Below are 21799 nucleotides of genomic sequence, written 5' to 3'. Positions count from 1 at the left end.
GTAAAGACAATAAGCATTCTCAATTCTATTCAATCTCTATCATTACTTCTCCTTGTAATACTTGCTGACCAGGTTTTACATTAATAGCAGTAACGGTTCCTGATTTTTCTGATACGATATTGTTTTCCATTTTCATGGCTTCCAAAATCATCAAGGAATCATTGGCTTTAATTGTATCTCCAACCTGAACTTTAAGAGATAACACAACACCTGGAATAGGTGCGGTAATGGTTGTTTTTGAAGAACTTGGATTGACCTTAACTGGCTCAACTGGTGCTGTTGTTGAAGGTTTACGCACTAAAGTAGGTGTCTTCCTGCTTTTTATTTCTTCCTTCATTTTCACCAAGTAATTTGTTCCGTTGACTTCTAACTCGATGGTGTTATCTTCTTGCGATAAGATTCTAACACTGTAGCTATTCTCGTTTATATTGAATGTGAAATTTTTCATGATCTTTAGATTTTCTAAATAAATGGGTTAAAATCTATTGTTATAGGCACCATAAATTTTTGAGCTCCATGGTGAATACATTTTCCTGGCTTGCTTAATGGTAAGTATGGCATTTTCATTGTCATGCTGTTCATCGAGATACATATGTACTGCCACCGAAATAGCTGCTGCAATTTCCCCGGTGAAATTTTCATTGACTGTTGGCGAAATTTCTGTAACCTTCTTGTCTGGGCCTTTAGTAATCAACTTATAGATATAAAGCATAAAAGGCAATCCATACTTAAAGAATAACGTAAGTAATAGTAGTCCTCCAAAGACAATCAAAAGTCCTGTCATCAGGATGATATATCCCTCATCCAAAACATCGGTATATAATAGGATCGTTTTCATTACAATGGAATATTTGAATGTTTCTTAGGTGGATTCACCTCTTTCTTATTAGCTAATAGTTCCAAGGCTCTAATAATTCGGAATCTTGTATTTCTTGGCTCAATCACATCGTCTATAAAACCATATTTGGCTGCCACATAAGGGTTGGCAAATTTGGCGGTATATTCGTTTTCTTTTTCCTCGATATAATGTTGCTTCTCATCATCATCTTCAATTTTTCTGATATTGGAACCTTCCAAAACTTCCACCGCTCCTTTCGCTCCCATTACTGCTATTTCTGCAGTTGGCCAGGCATAGTTTAAATCTCCCCGGAGTTGTTTACAGCTCATTACATCATGGGCACCTCCGTAAGATTTCCTTAAGGTAATGGTTACTTTCGGCACTGTTGCCTCACCATAAGCAAACAACAGTTTCGCTCCGTGCAGAATAATTCCAGCATATTCCTGACCTGTTCCTGGTAAAAATCCAGGGACATCAACTAAAGTAACCAATGGTATGTTGAAAGCGTCACAAAAACGAACAAAACGCGCTGCCTTTCTAGAAGCTTCTGTATCTAAAACTCCAGCATAAAATTTAGGTTGGTTTGCAACGACTCCTACGGAACGGCCATTAAATCTTGCAAACCCAACAACAATGTTTTTAGCATAGTTTCTGTGAACCTCTAAAAATTCCCCATTGTCGGTAATTGTGCTGATCACATCCAAAATGTCATAAGGTTGATTCGGATTTTCAGGTATGATGGTATTTAAGACATCATCCAATCTATCTATTGGATCAGACGTTGAAATTATTGGTGGATCTTCCAAATTATTTGAAGGCATGTAGCTAAGAAGCTTTCTTATCAACAATAAATTTTCTTCGTCATTTTCAGCTAAAAAGTGAGAAACCCCCGATTTTGTAGAATGGATATTTGCCCCTCCCAACTGTTCAGTGGTAACATTTTCACCTGTTACCGATTGTACTACTTTAGGCCCAGTTACAAACATATAACTGGTTTGGTCTGTCATGATGGTAAAATCGGTTAATGCAGGAGAATAAACTGCTCCACCAGCACAAGGCCCTAATATTGAAGATATTTGAGGAATCACTCCCGAAGCCATAATGTTACGCTGGAATATCTCAGCATAACCAGCCAAAGATCTCACTCCTTCTTGAATACGTGCCCCTCCACTATCGTTAAGCCCAATAACAGGTGCACCTACCTTCATGGCCATATCCATAATTTTACAAATCTTCAAAGCGTAGGTTTCAGAAAGTGATCCTCCAAAAACGGTAAAATCTTGTCCAAATACGTAGACAATTCTACCATCTATGGTACCGTGACCTGTTACCACACCATCTGAAAGAAATATTTGTTTATCCAACCCAAATGATTTCGTTCTATGGGTAACAAACATGTCAAACTCTTCAAAGCTATCATCATCCAAAAGAATTTCTATTCTTTCTCTTGCTGTTAATTTTCCTTTAGCATGTTGTGAATCAATTCTCTTTTCACCTCCACCCAATCGTGCTTTAGCACGTTTTTCTATAAGTTCGTTGATTTTATCTTGCGTTGTCATAAGTTCCAAACTTTATAAATTATTTATCTTATTATAGCTCTTTGGAGCAAAGTTCTGTTAGAACGCCGTTTGTTGACTTTGGATGAAGAAAGCCAATATTAAGTCCTTCTGCACCTTTTCTAGATTGGGCATCTATCAATCTCACTCCACGTTCCTCCGCTTGTTTTAAGGCTTTATTAGCACTATCCACAGCAAAAGCTAAGTGATGTATTCCAGGCCCTCTTTTTTCAATGTATTTTCCTATTGGACCATCAGGTGAAGTGCTTTCCAATAATTCAATTTTAGTATCACCAACCAGAAAGAAAGCCGTCTTTACTTTTTGATCCTTTACCTCTTCAATAGAGTAGCATGTTAACCCCAATACATTTTCATAATATTGAATGGATTCTTCCAAGTTATCTACCGCAATTCCAATGTGTTCTATGTGCGAAATATTCATGACTTAAAATGATTAATCATTATTATACATCAAAGTTAGAGTAGTTGTAAAGAGGGTTTCATGATAAAAATCATGTTCAAATTTTTCCCGGAAAACGAAATCGATTTAGTTTATAATTTTTATAAAATCTTAATTATGTTTTCAATACGATTTATAAAAATCAATGGAATTGATAAAAAAAAAGGAGCCAATTTGGCTCCTTTTAAAATAAGTTTGAATATGAATCATTGACTTTTTAGTGTCTTCATAAAAGCACTAAACGCTGGATAAAATGATTCAAAAATTGGATGGTTTCTATTTTTTAGCATCACTTCACTAAAAAGCTTAAGTCCTAAGGCAAATTCTTGAGCCTGACTTTCACTTTCAAACAACTGCTTTTGTTTGACGATATCCATAATTTTAAAAATGTCATCATGATTATCAAATTCCAAAGTGATCGGATCTTTAAGAGGTTCATTGGGATCTTTTAAAATCACCTCCTCCATTGTTAATCTATAGTGATTGGCTTTCTTACCCATTACCTTAGGCGTTACCATACATATTAGATTCACCACCATCTATGGCTATTACCTGACCGTTGACATAATTACAGTCATCACTTAACAAATAGGCTACCAAACTTGCAACTTCCTCAGGTTTACCTAATCGTCTGGTTGGATTTCTTTGTGCATAATCTGCTTCCGCTGCTTTTGGATCATCTGGATTAACCTGTTTAAAAGCCTCAGCAACCATAGGTGTTAAAATTGCCCCAGGTGCAATGGCATTAGTGAAAATTTGGTGCTTACCATATTCTAAGGCTGCATTTTTAGTCATTCCAGCCACAGCGTGTTTTGAAGCCACATAAGGTGTTTGGTTCAATACCCCTCGAATTCCCCCTACAGAGGCCACGTTTACAATCCGTCCACCACCATTGGCAACCAATTCTGGAAGTACGTAACGTAAACCATAATAAACACCCATCAAGTTGATATCAATCACCTTTTTGAATACGTCTAGATCATAATCCACCATATCGGCTTGTCGACCTTCAATTCCAGCATTATTATAGAATCCATCAATCTTACCAAAAGCCTCTTTGGCCTTAGCTACGTATTCTTTTACACTTTCTTCTTTAGATACATCTGCAACAACAGAAACAACTCTTATTGAGAATGTATCCTTCAATTCCTTAGCTGTTTCTTCTAGCGTTTCTTTATTAAAATCCACCAAGGTAAGATCTGCTCCTTTTTCGGCTAAAAATTTTGCAGTTGCATAACCTAATCCCATCGCGGCTCCTGTTATAATAATTGATTTATTTTTAAAAGTTTTCATATGTATATATTTTGATTTTTATCCTATAAAATTACGAGCGATAACTATGAAAGCATCAATATTTATAGGCTTTAACGTATTTTTAAATTTATGGAATGATAGATAAAATTTATCCAATTTTAACGGATGTCATGGTTAAAGAACCCGCTACCGCCTGATCATTAAAAAATTCAATCCTGTCATTTTTAGTTTGCAACCCCAAAGTGTATAGCAAAGGATAGTAATGGTCTGGAGTGGGCACTGCTTTAGCGATATTCTTATGCAGTTTTTGATAATTCATTTAATCTTGATGATTTCCATCCAAGATTTTAGATTTGAAAATATCATTTATTTCTAACGTCCAGTCATAACCATAGGTGTCCTCCATTTTATCCCAAGCCACCATTCTTAAATTATGAACCATATTTCCGCTACCTACTATCAACACACCTTTTTTACGTAAATCCAAAAGCTGTTGCGCTAATTCATAATGGTATTCTGGCGGCTTAAAATAATTGATGCTCAATTGCACAACTGGAATATTGGCTTTAGGGTACATATGTTTAATGACACTCCACGCCCCATGGTCTAATCCCCATTCTTCATCCAAACCTACATGAGTAGACGTTAAATGATGTTTAATCTCCTCTGCCAAAGTTGGTTTTCCTTTTACTGGATATTCTACTTCAAAAAGCTGTTGGGGAAATCCGCCAAAATCATGAATAGTTCTAGGAGCTTCCATGTTAGTCACAAAAGTACCATTGGTCAACCAATGTGCTGAAATACACAATATGGCGACTGGAGGTTCTAATGATTCTCCTAATTGGTTCCATTGTTTGGTAAACTGATTGTCTTGAATGGCGTTCATGGGAGAACCATGTCCTATAAATAACACAGGTTGAGTCGTGTCTTTATAGGGTAAGGCGCTCTGCCAGTTTTTAAGGTCTTTGGTTGTCATTGGATGAATTATAGATGATACAATTTATGGATTATTCACCAATAAATGTTGCTTCAAGAAAGGTAGAAAGCGATAATAACTCATGTCCTAAAATATCCTTTAAAGTGGTTGTAGGTTGATCAAATTCACCCGCGGCAATACCTTGGCTGAATCCAACTGTCACATCAATAGCACCTTGAGGAACTCCTGCTTCGCTTAAAGCATTAACAAAGTCTTCTATCGTTGGACTTACATACGAGATATCCTTTCCAGATAACTTAGATAAAATCTCGGCTACATCTTTCATTCCATAAGATAACTCTCCTCCAAACTCATAGGTTTTACCTTCATGACCACTTGTTGAAAGAATAATAGCAGCCCCTTGAGCCATATCTGCCCTAGATGCAAAAGAAACCTTACCTTCATCTGCTGGTAAAAATAGCGTTTGAGTTTCCAAAACATTGTCACCTATAAAAAGTGGTATTACCTCAAGATACAAACCGTGTTTTAAAATGGTATAAGGTATTCCAGACTCCCTTATAAGGTCTTCTGTTTTAATATGTGATTCGGCAACAAATTGAATGATTGAATCCAATTCGTCTGTTTGGCGTTGAAAACTTGTATAAACAATATGTTTTAATTCTGCTTCTTTAGCCGCTTTAACCACATTTTCATGTTGTTTCATTCTTGAGGCAATATCATTTCCAGATACAAAATAAAGAGAATCAACTCCTTTAAAAGCCTTGACAAGAGAATCATAATCATCATAATCGCCCTGTCTTACTTCTACACCCAATTCCTTAAATTTATTGACTTTTTCAACGTTTCTTGACAAAACTGCCATTTGAGATGCTTCTACTCTATTTAAAAGTTCATTAACAACTGCTGCTCCTAAATGGCCACTGGCCCCTGTAATTAATATCATTTGTATTCTTTTTATAGTTTATTAAATATATTTACTTACTTTTGGTTAGTCAAAGATAAAAAGTAAGTTTCTTTTAAACAAGAACGCACCTGAACATCAAATACTTACCTAAAAGTTAGTATTATTAAAAACCAGTTGATTATCATGAATAAAGAATTTGTTAATTTTAGTGAATCATCAAATTGCCCCGTAAGAAACATTTTAGATCGCATAGGTGATAAATGGTCACTTCTCATTTTAATGGTTTTGGAACAGCAGGAGGTCTTGCGTTTTAATGAAATACATCAAGCCATTGGTGATATATCTCAAAAAATGCTTTCGGTATCTTTAAAAAATTTGGAAGCAGATGGATTGGTCAATAGAAAAGTGTATCCACAAATACCCCCTAAGGTAGAATATAGACTAACCGATTTGGGAAAAAGTCTAATTCCTTATGTAGATGCCTTATCAGATTGGTCAAAGCAGCACTTGGCAACAATTTTAAAAAATCGGGAAGCTTACCAAGAAAAAATTCAATCATAAAGAATTGTTATTGATGAACTCAAAGAACTTGGACTTATACTGTTCGGAAACCGTGATGCGTTGTTGATTGATAATGATTTGACTGCGCTCTATCACATCGATATTTTTCAAGGATACTATAAACGACCTGTGTACACGCATAAAATCACTTTCAGGGAGTTCGTTTTCTAAGGATTTCAAACTCATTAAGGTAAGGATAGGTTTGGGTTCGTTTTTTAACCAAATCTTGATATAATCTTTTAATCCTTCAAAGTATAAGACATCATCAAGTTTAATTTTAAGTTGCTTATACTCTGATTTAACAAATAAAAACTCTTTAGTTGTTACCTCTTGCCCTTGAACAATATTTCTATTTTCCTCACTTTTTTTAACTAAGTTGAACCAATCCTTTGCTTTATTTGCTGCTACCAGAAATTCAGAATAATCAAAAGGTTTTAATAAGTAATCTAAGGCATCAACTTTAAATCCTTCTAAAGCATATTGATCGAAGGCCGTCGTAAATATCACTTTTGTTTTTTTTGGTATCATTTTGGATAATTCAATCCCAGTTAGGTCGGGCATTTGGATATCTAAAAAAAGGACATCTACTGGATGTTCTGACACATAATTCATTGCCTCTATAGCATTACTACACGATTTTTGAAGCTGTAAAAATGGCGTCTTTGTTACATAGCTTTCAACCAATTGTAACGCCATTGGTTCATCATCAACAACCACGCAATTTAACTTGAAATCAGTCATTCAAATCAATCATTAATTTAACTTTAAACAGGTTCTTTTCTGCCCCATGGCGAAATGTATATTTATTGGGATACAATAATCTCAAACGCTTTTCTATATTTAAAAGTCCAATACCTGAACCACTTTTATCCATATCTGTTTTAGGGAAATCACGGTTTGTGGTTTCAAAAATGATCTTATCATTCTTCAAGTGCATTTCAAAATGAATGCGACTCTCTTCACTTGAAGACACGCCATGTTTAAAAGCATTTTCAACCAATGAAATAAATAATAATGGTGCTATTTGTACATCATGAGACACCTCTGGAAATTGATAGGATACTTTTGTTCTATCTGTCAATCTCAATTTCATCAACTCAATGTACTTTTCAATAAACTGAATTTCTTTATTTAAAGTGACTCTTTCAACATTGGTTTCATACAACAAATAGCGCATCAATTTACTTAGGCTATGTATGGTAGATTTTGCCTTATCTGGAGAGATATCAACCAACGAATAAATGTTATTTAAAGAATTAAAAAAGAAATGAGGCTGCAATTGATATTTTAAATGCTGTAATTCTGATTCTAATTTGATCTTTTCGGCTTCTTGTCTATCGGCTTCCGTTTTTAAATAGCGTTCGGCCATTTTCAATGCTAAAGAGAATATAATAGGAATTAGAAATGATAAAATTTGAACATAAATAAACAACGTTTTTGGAGGCGCATTTTTTTCCGACATTTTCGGGAATATATCTTGAAAAAATAGATCATTAACGAGACTCCTAGACCAAATACACAAGGCTATTAAACCTGCATTAATTAGTAAAAACCAGACTATTTTCCTCTTGTAAAAGAAATTCTCAACTAAAATCAAATAGTTGACATAAAATAGAGCAGCATACATCAATAAAGGTACCCACGAATGTGCAATCACCCGCATCAAGACTTGATCTTGACCGGATGATAGCAAATATGGAAAGCTAAACAAAACCACCCATACCAAAGCATGAAAAAAAATGGTAATGCCTTTATTCTTAATATTGATATTCATATTATTCGTATCTCAATGCATTAATAGGATCTAAGGCAGCTGCTTTTCTAGCTGGGTACCATCCAAAGAATATCCCTGTTACTGCACAAACGGCAAAGGAAATGATAATGGAATAGCTGGTAACACTTGTTGGCCAACTTAGCATATTTTCTATAAAAACCGTTGCTAACATACCCAAAGATACACCAATTAATCCACCTGTAATACTGATTAAAATAGCTTCAATAAGAAACTGCCAAAGGATATCACTTCCTTTACCACCTACGGCCATACGTAAACCAATTTCTCTGGTTCTTTCTTTAACCGAAACATACATAATATTCATAATTCCAATCCCTCCTATTAATAGGGATATACTTGCAATAGCCACCAATAAAACAGTAAGCATTTCACTGGTAGAACTAAAGGTAGAGATCAATTCATCCATTGAAAACACATTAAAGTCATCTTCCTCATTATCAGAAATATGATGTTGCTCTCTCAAGATATCAGACACTTGACTTACAGCATTTTGAGCTAATTCTTCACTAACAGCGGAAGCTACAATGGTTTGAAGATAGTCAATCGCTAAAATACGCTTTTGAACTGTGGTGTAGGGAGACAGTATCACATCATCCTGATCTTGACCAAAGGTATTCTCTCCCTTTTCACTGAGTACTCCAATCACTTTAAAAGGCGTGGTACCAAAACGAATCATCTTACCTATAGGATCTTCTCCATTAGGAAATAAATTTTCAACAATGGTTTGACCAATAACAGCTACTTTAGAAAAGGAATTCACTTCGGCCTCCGTAAACATACTTCCTTCTTCAATGGTAAACTTCTTAATGTCTATAAAATTTGGAGCTACGCCATAAATGGATGTCGGCCAGTTATTAGCGCCATTGATAGCCTGACCACTTCCAGATACTTGAGGGGAAACATCTGTAAGTAAATCGGCTTGTTCTTTTAAGGCTGTAAAATCGGCTAATTTTAAAGATTGCATCTCACTTGGGTCTAACCTCACTCCTCCACGCATATCTGCTCCTGGCCGAATGTTTATCATATTGGATCCCATACTTGATATTTGTGTTCTAATACTCTCTTTAGATCCTTCTCCAATAGCCAACATAGCGATGACCGAAGCGACACCAATAATAATCCCTAACATGGTTAACAACGTTCTTACCTTATTAAGTAAGATCGCTTTCCATGCTGTTTTTGTTAAATTTAATAGTCTCATATTAATCTTCCTTTGGTAATGCAGCCAATGCTTCTGCAGCATCTAATACATTGGAGTTATATTCATCTTTTATAATATGACCATCCTTAAGTACAATCGTTCTACTACTGAACTCTGCAATATCAGGTTCGTGAGTAACAAAAACGATGGTCTTTCCTTGTCTGTTTAATTCCTGAAAAAGCGACATGATTTCATAAGATGTTCTGGTATCTAAATTCCCTGTTGCTTCATCGGCTAGGATAACTACGGGATCATTCACCAACGATCTGGCAATAGCAACCCGTTGTTGTTGTCCTCCAGACAATTGCGCTGGGGTATGATCTAATCGTTCGCCTAAACCCACTAACTTTAAAGAGCTAACAGCACGATCATAGCGGTCTTGAGTTCCTACTTTACTGTTATAGAGCAAAGGCAATTCGGCATTTTCAATGGCTGATGTTCTGGGTAACAAATTATAGGATTGAAAAATAAAACCTATTTTTTCATTTCTGATGTTTGCCAGTTCGTTTCTATTAAGCTCCTTTACCATCACCCCGTCGATTTGATAAGTCCCAGAAGATGGTTGATCTAAACATCCTAAAATGTTTAACATGGTACTTTTTCCCGAACCACTAGACCCCATTATGGTTACAAACTCACCTTCATATATCGTATAAGAGATTCCTTTTAAGGCATGAACCGTTTCATTACCCATTTTAAATTCTCTTTTAAGATTTTCTATTTTAATAATCTCTTTACTCATGATTATTTCCTTTTATTCTTTCCTGGTGGTTTTGGCATAAACGGACTTTCATTACTCCCTGCTTCAACCACTTCACCAGATGTTGATTCCATATGGTACACTAACTGATCACCTTCACTTAAACCACTTTTTATTTCTATATTTACGCCATCACTTTGTCCTAACACCACCTCTTGTGGTTGAATAGACTTGTTATTTTTTAACCAAACTATAGATTGACTACTCGTTGGTTCTAAACTTGATTTTGGCATAGCAACTTCTTCCTGAGCTTCATAGGCTTGTAATAAACTCATGTCTGGTTTAAAATTAGCCGCCTTAGCTTCTATCGTTAAGACATCTTTTAACTCTAAAGTGTAGATATACACAGTCGCTGTTAAACCTGGCTTTAATTTTAACTCTGGGTTATCTGCTTTAATAACTACTGTATAGGTGATAACATTAGATTCTTCGGTTGGATCCAATCGAACTTGCGTAATGGTTCCTTCAAATTCCTGACCTTGATAAGCATCAACAGTAAAGCTTACTCTTTGTCCTTCTTCTACTTCACCTATGTCTGCCTCATCTACATCTGCTTCTACCTGCATTTCTTTTAAATCTTTGGCTATTGTAAATAAGGTTGGTGTTTCATAACTAGCAGCCACTGTTTGTCCTTCATCGACTTCTCGAGATAATACAACACCGTCTATGGGCGAATAAATTTCAGCATAACTTAAGTTAGTTTGGGCTTCTTGTAAATCTGAATAACGTTGTTCAACAGTATTTTTAGCTGTATTTAGGTTATACAAAGCCTCATCGTAATCTGCTTGACTGATTACTTTATTATCGAATAATGATTTTTGTCTATCGTAGATAGATTGCAAATAATTTTTTTCGTTTAAAGCACTGTTATAACTAGCTCTTGCTTGTGCCAAAGACGCTTTTAAATTGGTTTTATCTAATTCGGCAATAAGCTGTCCTTTTTTTACGATACTGTTGTAATCAACATATATTTTTTCAACTTCCCCCGATACCTGAGTTCCTACTTCAACTTCGGTTAAAGGCTGTACTGTTCCAGTGGCAGTAACCATTTTAGTAACTGTTCCTTTTTTTACCGTTAAGGTATCAACCGTAATAACCGTGTCTTCAGTTTGTCCCCATTTCCAGTAAATTCCTCCAGCAACTATTAATATAACAATAACAAGAGTGAGTATTTTTGTGGTTTTATTTTTCATGTCCTTAAATTTTTATGTCGTTTCCTTGGTAGAACTCCAATAACTGAGTGTATAAAATGTTTAGATATTTTGCTTGTAAATAGTTTTGTTGTGCATTGGTAAAAGTGTTTTGACTAACCACTAAATCGGTAGCACTTAACCCACCTAGATCGTATTTTTTTTGCGCAAGTTTATAAGACTCTTCGGCCGCATTGCTTGCCGACTGAGCAGCTACCAATTGCTCTTGAGTCGCTAAGACATTTTGATAAGCCGTTTCAATTTTTTGATAAATTTCCTTTTCAACCGTACGTTGTTGCAGTTGCGATTGGTCTATGGCTATTTTTGCTTTTTGTACTTCTGCTTTGGTTTGATTTTTATTAAAGATTGGGATGGTTAAAGACAGTCCTACACGTTGATTGAAATTTCCATTAATTTGATCATTAAATGCTAAATCTTGTACACTGGTATATCCTGAACCTAAACTTCCCGTTAAAGCTAGAATTGGTAAGTAATTACCTTTGGCTATATCCAAATCCTTTTCAGATACATCTACATTTAACTTAGATGCTTTATACTCTGGCAAATACTCCAAAGCTGCTTGATATACGTCTAGTTTAGCTGGTATCAATGGTGATTGATAGTCATCTGTTTCTGGAGTCACAACATCAAAATTATCTGTAGGTTGAAGCTCTAATAGCTGTTTTAGAACGATAACTTGTTGGGCATAAGAATTTTTAGCATCTATTAAGTTGTAATTATTGGTTGCCTCTTGAGATAATGCATCTGAATAATCTTGCATTGCAAAACTTCCCGCTTCATAACGAGCCTTTGCTGTTGTCGCTTCTTGAGTGGAAGCTTGTAAGTTCTTTTCAGCTATAATAATTCCTTCTTTAGCATACAAGGCCTGTAAATAGGCTTCAGCAACGCTTAATATGATATTATTTTTAGCCTCTTCTACATAGAGTGAATTTTGATCAACAAGTAGTTTATTTTGTTTGATTTGATTATTTAATTGATTCCCTTGAAATAATGTTACTGAGGTATTTAAACCCAAACTTGTTGAATGAATTTGCTGGTTCACAAAATCACTAGTAATGGGGTCAATAGACTGCCCGTTGGTAAAACTTTGCGTCGCGCTACCACTTAAACTTGGTAATCTATTGTCCTTGGATTGTTTGTAAGTAACATCTGCTGTTTGCTTGGTATACTCTGCATCTTTAATCGTTATATTGTTTTCTATGGCATAGTCTATACACTCTTGAAGTGTCCAAACTTTATTCCCGCTATCTTCTACAACACCAACTTCTTGTGCTTGAATAACAAACCCAGTAAAGAAAATTAGTATGGTTAATATTTGTTTCATTTTTGAAATGTGTTTGAGTTTCACACTCCAAAATTCTAACAAACCTCATTATATATAAAGGACAATAGAAGTTCTAGGGAATTGACTCGACGAACTAGGTCTTTGAATCGATAGGATTTTTACAATAATACCTGCTTGATGGTTTTAGCTTTTTGAACCGTTTCCTCCCATTCTAGTTCTGGAATTGAATCTTTGGTTATACCACCACCAATAAATAGGTGAGCTTCGTTATTTATAATCTCCATACTACGCAAGTTTACAAATAACTCTGATAGCGTTTTTACCATACTGTAGGCATTATTTTCCACGTTACGTCTGTTGGTATTTCTAGTCGTTTTATCCTTAACATTTAACTCTCCTAAATACCCTGAATAATAGGTTCTTTTATAGTGTTCGTGTAATTGAATAAATGCCTTTGACTCTTTTTTGGGAAGACCACAAACAGCTGGTGTAGGATGTAATTTTTGAATGACATTCTTTAAGTTATTTTGCAACACCCCAGTTATCTTTGTTTGTATATGAAGTAGGTTTCCTGCTTTAATGGTCGTAGGTTCCCCTACATGTGTGTTTTTAACTGTTCCTTGAAGACTTTCTTCAATAAAATCAGTCACAAATTGCTGTTCTTGCTTTTCTTTGTCTTTCCACTCTACATCTATGGAACCCTTATAAACCTGGGTTCCAGCGAGTGCCATGGTAGAAAACCTGTTATTCTCAACTTTTAGTAACGTTTCGGGAGTCGCTCCCAGCCACAACCCAATTTTTGGATGGTACCAACAGTATACGAAAGCAGTGTGATATGTTTGCAATAACCTTTTAAAAACAACTATGGGGTCTAATTCAACTCCTTTTATGACTTCCTTTCTGGATAAAACAACCTTTTGAAATTGTCGTTTCAAGATGGCATCGACTCCTTGTTGTACAAGGCTTAAATGAGGTTCCTTTTCAGAATCGTCCAATTTAGGTAATTCATCAAGCTTTTTAGATGTTTGTTCCAGAATAGTACTATTTGCAACTAGTAATTTTGAAACATCTGAGGGGATGATGATGGTCTCTTCATGATCGTCAAAAGGGGCAAATACAAACCCACATTCGGTAAACTCTGAAACAGTATATAATTCTGAATTATCTTGAAGAAAAGCCTTCACCAAGTCTTGGTTTGGTTTTCTATAGGCAACAAAGGGCAATTGCTTTTGAAACTGTAATTCAATTTCTGAGAAAAAAAGATCTTGATCCATTATTTCTTTCTTGGAAGCGAAATGGTAGACAATCTACAAATGGAAATGAGGTTATCTTGGTCATCTGTAACACGGATATCCAATAATTGCGTTGTCTGCCCCCGGTGAATAAAAGTAGCCTTAGCATAAACATAACCCTCGGTCACACTTTTTAAATGGTTTGCCGTAATTTCAATACCACGAACAAATTTCTCTTCAATGTTGGTAAAAATATGAGATGCAAAACTACCTACACTTTCTGCCAAAGCCGCCGTAGCACCTCCATGAAGAACCCCATCTGGTTGATAAACCCTAGAATTAACTGGCATTCTTGCCGTTAAAAAATCTTCACCAAAATCAATCATTTCAATTTCCAAGGTTTCCATTAAGGTGTTTTTACTTGCCAAATTGGCTTGGGCAAGAACGTCTTCTTTAGATAGTGGCATAAATTTGATGTATTTTTAGGAGCTGTAAAAATACAAAACGAGCTGTTAAAATGAATTCAACCCAAAAGGAAATATCCTATCAAACCTCCAACACTTATGAAACACTCAATTCTTTGACAGATAAAACAAAGAATATTTGGTTTGTTTGTCACGGGATGGGCTTTTTAAGCAGATACTTTTTAAGATATTTTGAATCTTTAAATAAGGAAGAAAATTTCATCATCGCACCTCAAGCACCAAGCAAATATTACCTACCTCCTAAAATGAGACATGTAGGAGCTAGTTGGCTTACCAAGGAGAATACCCCATTGGAAATGGAAAATATAGTTAGGTATTTTGATGGCCTCTTCAAACAAGAAAATCTACCTCCACAAGGCAACTTTATTGTCTTGGGATTTTCTCAAGGAGTTAGTGTCGCTCTAAGATATTTAGCAAAAAGGGAGATTTTATGTAATCAAATTATTATTCATTCCGGTAAAATACCACACGAATTGAATCCCCTTGATTTTAAATATCTATCAGATAAAACCCAAGTCCATCTTATTTATGGGAATCATGATGAATATTTAGTAGCTAAAGGATACATTGAAACAGAAATAAGTCATGCCCAATCACTCTTTGGGGAACGATTAAAAATTCATCCCTTTGATGGAAAACATGAAATAAATATGAATCTCGTATCCAAACTTACTCAAGAATGAAAATCAATTATCTTTTCTAAACATCAATAGTTCCCCGTTAGGATTTGATAATGTCAATCGATCATTATCAACTTTAAAGGTAATACTTGATTTCAGTGCCTGCAAGAAAGCCTGTTCTTGTCCGTTATCGGGAACACACATTTTTTTAGTGGTTATAATGTCTTTAAACCTCAAAAGATTAGGCTCGAAAAATAATGACCCTTTCATGTCATTGCAACCAGTGTGGCCAATAAAAATATTCTTTTCCGAATCGATTATAAGTGATGGAATTTTATTTGGATATTGACTCCTGTCTATAGCATTCCCGTTCATTGCTTCCAGACTCCAGATGTCATTTAATTTTGGATCTGTCAAAAAATAACCACATCCATAAAGAGGTTTAATTTCAGAATCACCAGTAGATTTTAATTCCATTTTCACCGAATATGGAAAATTTTCTCCAGACATTTGATTTTCACAAGGATCCTGAATAATTACAATCCTTAGAGCGTAAGCCTCAGTTTCCACATCATATTGTTTCACATTGGCATCCATAGCCTTAATGCTTTTAGGATTTGGTACTGTAATAGTGTCCTCCATCATTTTTAAGGTAATGGATTGCTCATCAATCTCCAAGCTCCAAAAAGGCTCTGTACCATTAGCTTTGAAATAACTTTTATCGGTGATTTCTTGTTTATCAAATCGTACGTTCACAGAAGTCTCATTAGCATCATTTTCTAAATCAGAGGCTTTAAAGATTAGCAAAGTTTCGCTCTCTGAAACTAGTTTAAGCTTGCCTTCATCATCTACCTCGTAATGAGTAATTTTCTTTAAAGCATCACGAAACAAATTTTCTCCCTCGCCACAATACATCATTGTTGTTGGACCAGGCTCACCAAAGGACATTTGATTTTCACTAATTTTATATTCTGAGGTATACCCATTGCATCCACTATTTCCCTTTACAGATCCTTCTTGGGTGAATTCCAAAAAAGGTTTTTTACCTGGAAACAATTCTTCAAAAGATTTATCAGTATTGGAGATGGCTTCCAATTCCCATCCCGACCCTAATAATAAATCACTTTGTTTAGTAACTTCCTTTTGGCAGGAAGAAATCAACACCATTAACACAATAAAAACAGAAGGGAATAACTTTTTCATAATATATGATTAAATAAGATGACGAATTTAAATCTTTAAAAATTGAAAATCAAATCCAAATTTTAAATTCCTTTTGAAGCATTTAGAATCTAAAAAGAACCTTAATGAATCAGCTTTTCTACAATATCTTTTACTGGTAAAATTTGTTTGGTATGTTCAATACTGGGACCTGCCACCCACACTGTTTTATAAGTTGCTTGTTGGGCTGCCTTTTCTGTGGCCTTCATACCAATATAAAATCGTAACATCTTCACCCACTTTTTAAGTTTTTTATTTTTATTGAGGGTGCGTTCTAGCCAAGGGGATTTGGTTCCTATTTTTTGAACATAAGGGGTGTTTATCACCGTACATGGTGTCCCTGAAATACGTTCGGTCATTACAATATCCTGAGCTCCAAAATCGACGCAAGCCTGTTTATATTCCTCCGTAATATTTGATTCTTTGGAAGCTATGAACGGACTTCCTACTGAAACCCCAATAGCTCCGTATGACAGCATTTTATCTAATTCCTCTTTGGTTCCCACACCTCCAGCAGAAATGACCGGAATTTTACAACGTTCGTTCAACAAGGAGATTAGTTCTTTCGGCTTCATTTCACCCCGGTGCCCACCTGCTTGATTATTTACAGCTATTACGGCATCCGCTCCTAGTGCCTCTACCTTTTGGGCATAAGCTAAATCTGTGATATCACAAAACACTTTTATTCCTACCTCATGCGCTTTTCGTATGGTTTCTTGCGGACTTCCCAAAGAGGTGATTATAAAATCACAACCTTCTTCACAAAGAATTTGCAGCTGCTCCTGATACTTAACGTTGGACTTATTGACAATTAAATTAAAACCAAATGCGCCACCAGCCACTTTAGCTGCCTTTAATTCTTGAATAGCAGAACGTAATTCAGCTAAGGTACGGTAGTTTAATGCAGGAATGCATCCAGCTATACCGCAAGCCATAGCTTCTTTTACCATGGCTACATTTGACACCAAAAACATAGGAGCCATAATAATAGGATGCTTGATATCAAGCATTTTGGTAAGTGTGGTATCAGTCATATTAAATTAGTTTGTATCACAAATATAACTGTTTTTATTATGCGTGCATAATTTAAAAAATTGCTATAAAAAATGGAATCATTTATGGTTGTGTTTTGTTAATTGTAACTAATTAAAATCCACCCTTAATCCTATAGAAAGATTGTGAATTTCTGCTGGATTTCTCTTAAAAATAGAATTAGCATCATATTTGGCATAAATACTTACATCTTTAAATCCCAGATATGCGCTTGGACCAAAAGTTAACGTATTAACATTAAAATTATCACGTTCTACTTTTCTGACTTTCTTTCCATCTTCATCATATTTTATAACCTGATTGGTATAGTACCTAACACCTACATACCCTCCTATCCCCATTCGGAATCCCGTTTGAGAACGCAAATAACTTTGATTTGATTTTTTATCAAATTGAGGTTTTGAAAAGTCAAGTTCTAAATGAATCGGGATACTAATGTAACCTATATTAAGAGTCGATTTTTTTATGTCAAACCCGGCATCATCAAGATAGGTCTCATTACCATTCTTAACTAAGATATCATTGTCAGAATCTGGTTTGATTTCATGAAACATGACCGAAAACCCAGCTTTAAGATTCCATAAATTTTGATCTTCCTTTAAACGGTATTTGAATGAAAAACCTACTTCACCATATCCAAAAGGTACAGTTTTAAATCCGTTACCATAATGAGCATGGTCATCTTGAAGTACTGTATTCATACCCAGGATAAAAACCAACTGTGAAGTAAATCGTCTCTCCATTTTTAACCCCGTTAAACTATCCCTAACCAAATTATCTTGCTCTAAAGAACTTAAGAAGGTTTGACTCATCCAGCTTTTATCGGTTTCTTCTTCCAGATTATTATCAACTTTGTCCTTTATCAATTGCTGTAACTTTGTTTCTTCAATAGCTACTTGCTTATTAATGATGTCGGCATGTAATGTGGCTATCTCCATCTTTTGGGATTGGGCTTCCTCTTGAGAAACCTCTCCATTTACTAACTTTTTATCAATAACCTTTAATTCCTTTTTCATTAAAAGTTTCTGCGAAATCGTGATAGAATCTATTCGTTTCGCAATATTAACCGCTTGTTTTTCAAATGTTTTCTCTTGAGCTTTGGTGTTCAGGATAAGACATAAGAATGCCATGATGAAAGTGTAAAGTTTCATTTTTTTGATTGTGTAAATTTGTTTAATAATTAATCTTTGTAATTTCTATCGGCGAGAGTTTCTTGAACCCTCTTTAATTGTTTACCCACTTTCTTAAAGACATCATTATGGTCTTCTTCAAACAATTGAGCTTCCATTTTAGTTAACAATTTATCCGATTCAATAAATGAACTCGATTTTGGGGTCTTTGTCTTATGGGGAATGATTGTGTCCTCTTGTTCCAAACTTGCCAATAAGGCTTCCGGAGTAATAAATAAATGTTTCCCATCCTCCTCTTCGGGTGAATTTTCTTCTCGGGGAGTTACTTTGATTTCCTCACTAGGGGATTGAATTTCAATCTCGTCCTTAGGATTATATACAGACTCATCAACCATGGTTGTTTCTAGTCTGTAAGAATGTGATTTTTGTTCGGCAGAACTTTCAAGTTTATTAAGTGATTGTTCAACTACCTCGTGGTTGGTTAGTTCATCTTTGTTTGTAGTGGGTATGATTTTAGATTCTATCGACTCTCCTTTTTCTTCTTCAATGACAACCTTGGGTTCTATGATAATTTTAGAATCATCCATCATGTTTATGCCTGCAACAAAAAACAGACCTATCACAGCTGTTGCCGCGACAAACCAAGGCCAAACCTGGTTAGAAGTCTTTTTATTTTCAGATTTGTTAAGTAACTCCTTTAACTTGTCTCTACTTTCTAAGGAGGGGACTACTTCCCTATCCTTCAAAGCCTGTTTTATACTATGTTCAAAATTATCTTGATGCATCGTTTTTTGAATTTAAATGAGAAAGCTGACTTTGCAACAATTTTCTAGCATGCGCCAATTGTGATTTGGAAGTCCCTACACTTACCTCCAGCAACTCTGCAATTTCATAATGTTTGTATCCTTCAATTACGTATAGGTTAAAAATGGTTTTACAGCCTACAGGAAGTGCATCGATTGCCATTTGTATCTCTTCGGAATCATCACTAGGGTCCTGATTTGGTTTTTGATAAAAATGACCTTCGTTAACCTCTACCACATCAAATTTGTTCTTCTGAACCCTTAAATAAGAAATGCTCTCCCTAACCATAATTCTTCTCAACCACCCTTCAAAGCTTCCATAAGGCTCGTAGGCTTGAATACTTTCCAAAGCTTTATGAAAAGCTCCAATCATGACATCTTCTGCAAAATGTTGGTCCCTAATATAATGTCTGCAAACACCTAACATCTTGGCTGAGTATCTATCATACAGTGCCAATTGAGCTTGTTGATTGGATTTTTTTGCCAATCTGATAAGCTCATCAACCTCTAAATTCATCGATACTATTTTTGCCATATTAAATGTGGTTCTCTATTTAAAGAAACGTGCTAAAAATAAAAAAGGTTGGATGACCCAGTAATTTTTTTTAATAAAAAAAGGGCAAATGAAATCATTTACCCTTTTTACTGTACCTATCATTTGATTAAAGGTACACATATTTAATAGCTACTATTACTTTGCTACAATTTTCTTAATCTTGATTCCCTGATCAGTAATTAATCTAACAAATAACATTTGACTATTTGTTTTGGTCAAGTCAATAGTTTCCATACCATTGGTTCCTTTTACATAATTTTGAATGTTTTTGGTGTAAACCAAACGACCACTTAAATCAATGATTTCCAAGGTAACTTCGGTATCAAAATCAAAACGATAACTAATATTGACTATATCCTTAAATGGCACTGGATAGGCTTTAAAATCTACAGCTACAGTCTCATTTTGTATCGGTTCAACCTTAGCTGTCTCAGCCAATTTAACCGCTGTTGGCGCTGAAATCATAGGCTCCGTTGTACAAATCTCAACCTCGGCATGAACAATCACATAAAGGTTGTCCAAACAATAAGATCCGTTATTCAAAGTTACGGTATCATCAACATCAATGGTGACAACACCTTCAGAATTACCATTACCATTACCACTGGCGTTGTATTGCCCAGGTGCTACCGTATAAACAGTCTTCTTTTTGCCTCTTTTCTTAGTTGCGAATTGTTTACAGCCAATATTCACATGCAAACCGTAAAGTGCGTAATAGGTATCTTCAGTATCATCAATTAAGTTATATGACACAGTTATATCATCTCCATTTCTAGTAATGGTGGCTGTACCTACATACTGTCCAGGGCCATCTGTTGGCATACAATCGTTCCCATTTCCGGCATATAAGTCAACCGTATAACTGTTGTATTGCATACCCATATCATCACTGATATCAGACTCTAAATCGATTCCTGAAAGTGTCCATCCCCATCGGTTCTCATTTAATTCGTCTTCATAATCCAAGAAACATAGGTTATCAACTCCTGTACATTGGGTGTTATAGGCATAGGCCGTTTCATCGCTACAGCAATCATAAACCATAACATCATAACTACAAGTAGAAGTACAATTGGTTGTTACATTTGTAACTGTTAACCATACTTTATTATTTCCTTCAGAATCAAATAAAACTTCAACAGAAGTTCCATTGTCAGCTCCTATTATAGTACCACCATTTACAGTCCACTCAAAGGTTAAACCTGTGGTATTTCCCTCAAAACTATACACATAACCAGATCCATCCGGCGATTGTAAACAAACTTCAGTAGAGCCAGAAATTTGACAAGGAGGAGCGTCATATTCACTATAGCCTACCGTATCGGAAGCATCACAACCGTTACCATCGGTATAGGTATAAGTGAACGGTGCGTTGGCCGGATCAGCATCCGTAGCATCGGATACTGCTGTACCGCCACCATAGGTCCAACTTCCACCGGTTTGTCCTCCTGGCTCTAAGGCGGTTAAATCAACACTTGTTGTCCCTGGACATACCATCTGATCGTCAATGGATACTGGGGTTACTGTATAATTACTATAGCCTACCGTATCGGAAGCATCACAACCGTTACCATCGGTATAAGTATAAGTGAACGGTGCGTTGGCTGGGTCGGCATCCGTAGCATCAGATACTGCTGTACCGCCACCATAGGTCCAACTTCCACCGGTTTGTCCTCCTGGCTCTAAGGCAGTTAAATCTACACTTGTTGTCCCTGGACATACCATCTGATCGTCAATCGATACCGGGGTTACTGTATAATTACTATAGCCTACCGTATCGGAAGCATCACAACCGTTACCATCGGTATAAGTATAAGTGAACGGTGCGTTGGCTGGGTCGGCATCCGTGGCATCAGATACTGCTGTACCGCCACCATAGGTCCAACTTCCACCGGTTTGTCCTCCTGGCTCTAAGGCAGTTAAATCTACACTTGTTG

General features: G+C 35.7%; 25 protein-coding genes. 2 read left to right on the top strand and 23 right to left on the bottom strand.

The window, feature by feature from the left end; genetic code table 11:
- Window positions 1-25 precede the first annotated feature (25 nt).
- The 9 genes from ZA07_RS15155 to ZA07_RS15120 form a co-directional block, all read right to left on the bottom strand.
- Window positions 26-448: a biotin/lipoyl-containing protein gene (locus ZA07_RS15155; RefSeq protein WP_053972610.1), complete on the bottom strand. Its 423-nt coding sequence runs from the start codon at window positions 446-448 to the stop codon at window positions 26-28.
- A gap of 27 nt (window positions 449-475) precedes the next feature.
- Window positions 476-838: an OadG family transporter subunit gene (locus ZA07_RS15150; protein ID WP_053972609.1), complete on the bottom strand. Its 363-nt coding sequence runs from the start codon at window positions 836-838 to the stop codon at window positions 476-478.
- A complete protein-coding gene (locus tag ZA07_RS15145) occupies window positions 838-2397 on the bottom strand; it encodes an acyl-CoA carboxylase subunit beta (protein WP_053972608.1) in 1560 nt (519 codons plus the stop codon). Before ZA07_RS15145 ends, ZA07_RS15150 begins: the two co-directional genes overlap by 1 nt.
- Before the next feature lie 31 nt (window positions 2398-2428).
- A complete protein-coding gene (mce, locus tag ZA07_RS15140; protein WP_053972607.1) occupies window positions 2429-2836 on the bottom strand; it encodes a methylmalonyl-CoA epimerase in 408 nt (135 codons plus the stop codon).
- Window positions 2837-3060: 224 nt separating this feature from the next.
- Window positions 3061-3372 (bottom strand): DUF3861 domain-containing protein, encoded by a 312-nt coding sequence (locus ZA07_RS15135; protein ID WP_231628693.1) that lies wholly within the window; start codon window positions 3370-3372, stop codon window positions 3061-3063.
- Complete coding sequence (locus ZA07_RS15130; RefSeq protein WP_053972606.1) at window positions 3359-4147, bottom strand: glucose 1-dehydrogenase; 789 nt, start codon at window positions 4145-4147, stop codon at window positions 3359-3361. Before ZA07_RS15130 ends, ZA07_RS15135 begins: the two co-directional genes overlap by 14 nt.
- Before the next feature lie 109 nt (window positions 4148-4256).
- The gene (locus tag ZA07_RS16380) at window positions 4257-4427 is read right to left on the bottom strand and encodes a hypothetical protein (protein WP_369793541.1); all 171 of its coding nucleotides are present in this window, start codon (window positions 4425-4427) and stop codon (window positions 4257-4259) included.
- A complete protein-coding gene (ygiD, locus tag ZA07_RS15125; RefSeq protein ID WP_369793540.1) occupies window positions 4428-5084 on the bottom strand; it encodes a 4,5-DOPA dioxygenase extradiol in 657 nt (218 codons plus the stop codon).
- Window positions 5085-5115: 31 nt separating this feature from the next.
- On the bottom strand, window positions 5116-5988 hold the full coding sequence (locus ZA07_RS15120; protein WP_053972605.1) for an SDR family oxidoreductase: 873 nt from the start codon (window positions 5986-5988) through the stop codon (window positions 5116-5118).
- Window positions 5989-6132: 144 nt separating this feature from the next.
- On the opposite strand from ZA07_RS15120, the gene ZA07_RS15115 reads away from it, so the two are divergent.
- Complete coding sequence (locus ZA07_RS15115) at window positions 6133-6510, top strand: helix-turn-helix domain-containing protein (protein ID WP_053972604.1); 378 nt, start codon at window positions 6133-6135, stop codon at window positions 6508-6510.
- On the opposite strand, the gene ZA07_RS15110 is transcribed toward ZA07_RS15115, so the two are convergent.
- From ZA07_RS15110 to ZA07_RS15075, 8 genes are all read right to left on the bottom strand, one after another.
- Window positions 6505-7251, bottom strand: a complete 747-nt coding sequence (locus tag ZA07_RS15110) for a LytTR family DNA-binding domain-containing protein (protein ID WP_053972603.1) — start codon at window positions 7249-7251, stop codon at window positions 6505-6507. The genes ZA07_RS15115 and ZA07_RS15110 overlap by 6 nt on opposite strands.
- Window positions 7244-8284 carry a sensor histidine kinase gene (locus tag ZA07_RS15105; RefSeq protein ID WP_053972602.1) on the bottom strand — a complete coding sequence of 347 codons (1041 nt, stop codon included), beginning with the start codon at window positions 8282-8284 and terminating at the stop codon, window positions 7244-7246. The genes ZA07_RS15110 and ZA07_RS15105 overlap by 8 nt, the downstream gene beginning before the upstream one ends.
- A gap of 1 nt (window position 8285) precedes the next feature.
- Window positions 8286-9506, bottom strand: a complete 1221-nt coding sequence (locus ZA07_RS15100) for an ABC transporter permease (protein WP_053972601.1) — start codon at window positions 9504-9506, stop codon at window positions 8286-8288.
- A 1-nt stretch (window position 9507) separates the two neighbouring features.
- The gene (locus tag ZA07_RS15095; protein ID WP_053972600.1) at window positions 9508-10248 is read right to left on the bottom strand and encodes an ABC transporter ATP-binding protein; all 741 of its coding nucleotides are present in this window, start codon (window positions 10246-10248) and stop codon (window positions 9508-9510) included.
- 2 nt (window positions 10249-10250) lie between these two features.
- Window positions 10251-11459: an efflux RND transporter periplasmic adaptor subunit gene (locus ZA07_RS15090; RefSeq protein ID WP_053972599.1), complete on the bottom strand. Its 1209-nt coding sequence runs from the start codon at window positions 11457-11459 to the stop codon at window positions 10251-10253.
- A gap of 4 nt (window positions 11460-11463) precedes the next feature.
- Entirely contained in the window at window positions 11464-12801 is a 1338-nt protein-coding gene (locus ZA07_RS15085) for a TolC family protein (RefSeq protein WP_053972598.1), read from the bottom strand.
- 119 nt (window positions 12802-12920) lie between these two features.
- A complete protein-coding gene (locus ZA07_RS15080; RefSeq protein ID WP_053972597.1) occupies window positions 12921-14036 on the bottom strand; it encodes a chorismate-binding protein in 1116 nt (371 codons plus the stop codon).
- Window positions 14036-14461: a PaaI family thioesterase gene (locus tag ZA07_RS15075; RefSeq protein WP_053972596.1), complete on the bottom strand. Its 426-nt coding sequence runs from the start codon at window positions 14459-14461 to the stop codon at window positions 14036-14038. The genes ZA07_RS15080 and ZA07_RS15075 overlap by 1 nt, the downstream gene beginning before the upstream one ends.
- 50 nt (window positions 14462-14511) lie before the next feature.
- On the opposite strand from ZA07_RS15075, the gene ZA07_RS15070 reads away from it, so the two are divergent.
- Window positions 14512-15162, top strand: coding sequence for an alpha/beta hydrolase (locus ZA07_RS15070; RefSeq protein ID WP_053972595.1), 651 nt, complete (start codon window positions 14512-14514; stop codon window positions 15160-15162).
- A 3-nt stretch (window positions 15163-15165) separates the two neighbouring features.
- On the opposite strand, the gene ZA07_RS16230 is transcribed toward ZA07_RS15070, so the two are convergent.
- The 6 genes from ZA07_RS16230 to ZA07_RS15040 all read right to left on the bottom strand — a co-directional run.
- Window positions 15166-16302 (bottom strand): META domain-containing protein, encoded by a 1137-nt coding sequence (locus ZA07_RS16230; RefSeq protein ID WP_053972594.1) that lies wholly within the window; start codon window positions 16300-16302, stop codon window positions 15166-15168.
- Between the two features lie 101 nt (window positions 16303-16403).
- Window positions 16404-17354: a nitronate monooxygenase family protein gene (locus tag ZA07_RS15060; protein ID WP_053972593.1), complete on the bottom strand. Its 951-nt coding sequence runs from the start codon at window positions 17352-17354 to the stop codon at window positions 16404-16406.
- Window positions 17355-17462: 108 nt separating this feature from the next.
- On the bottom strand, window positions 17463-18524 hold the full coding sequence (locus ZA07_RS15055) for a hypothetical protein (protein WP_053972592.1): 1062 nt from the start codon (window positions 18522-18524) through the stop codon (window positions 17463-17465).
- A 29-nt stretch (window positions 18525-18553) separates the two neighbouring features.
- Window positions 18554-19288: a hypothetical protein gene (locus ZA07_RS15050; protein WP_053972591.1), complete on the bottom strand. Its 735-nt coding sequence runs from the start codon at window positions 19286-19288 to the stop codon at window positions 18554-18556.
- The gene (locus tag ZA07_RS15045; protein ID WP_231628692.1) at window positions 19275-19823 is read right to left on the bottom strand and encodes an RNA polymerase sigma factor; all 549 of its coding nucleotides are present in this window, start codon (window positions 19821-19823) and stop codon (window positions 19275-19277) included. The genes ZA07_RS15050 and ZA07_RS15045 overlap by 14 nt, the downstream gene beginning before the upstream one ends.
- Window positions 19824-19997: 174 nt before the next feature.
- Window positions 19998-21799 (bottom strand): T9SS type A sorting domain-containing protein (locus ZA07_RS15040; protein ID WP_157492174.1); only part of this gene is annotated, 1802 nt, incomplete at its 5' end.

It is taken from the genome of Mangrovimonas sp. ST2L15 (assembly GCF_001280515.1).
In the GTDB taxonomy this organism is placed as follows: Bacteria; Bacteroidota; Bacteroidia; order Flavobacteriales; family Flavobacteriaceae; genus Mangrovimonas; species Mangrovimonas futianensis.
Note: the sequence above shows the minus strand (reverse complement) of the source record. Positions and strands in the feature narration are given on the sequence as shown.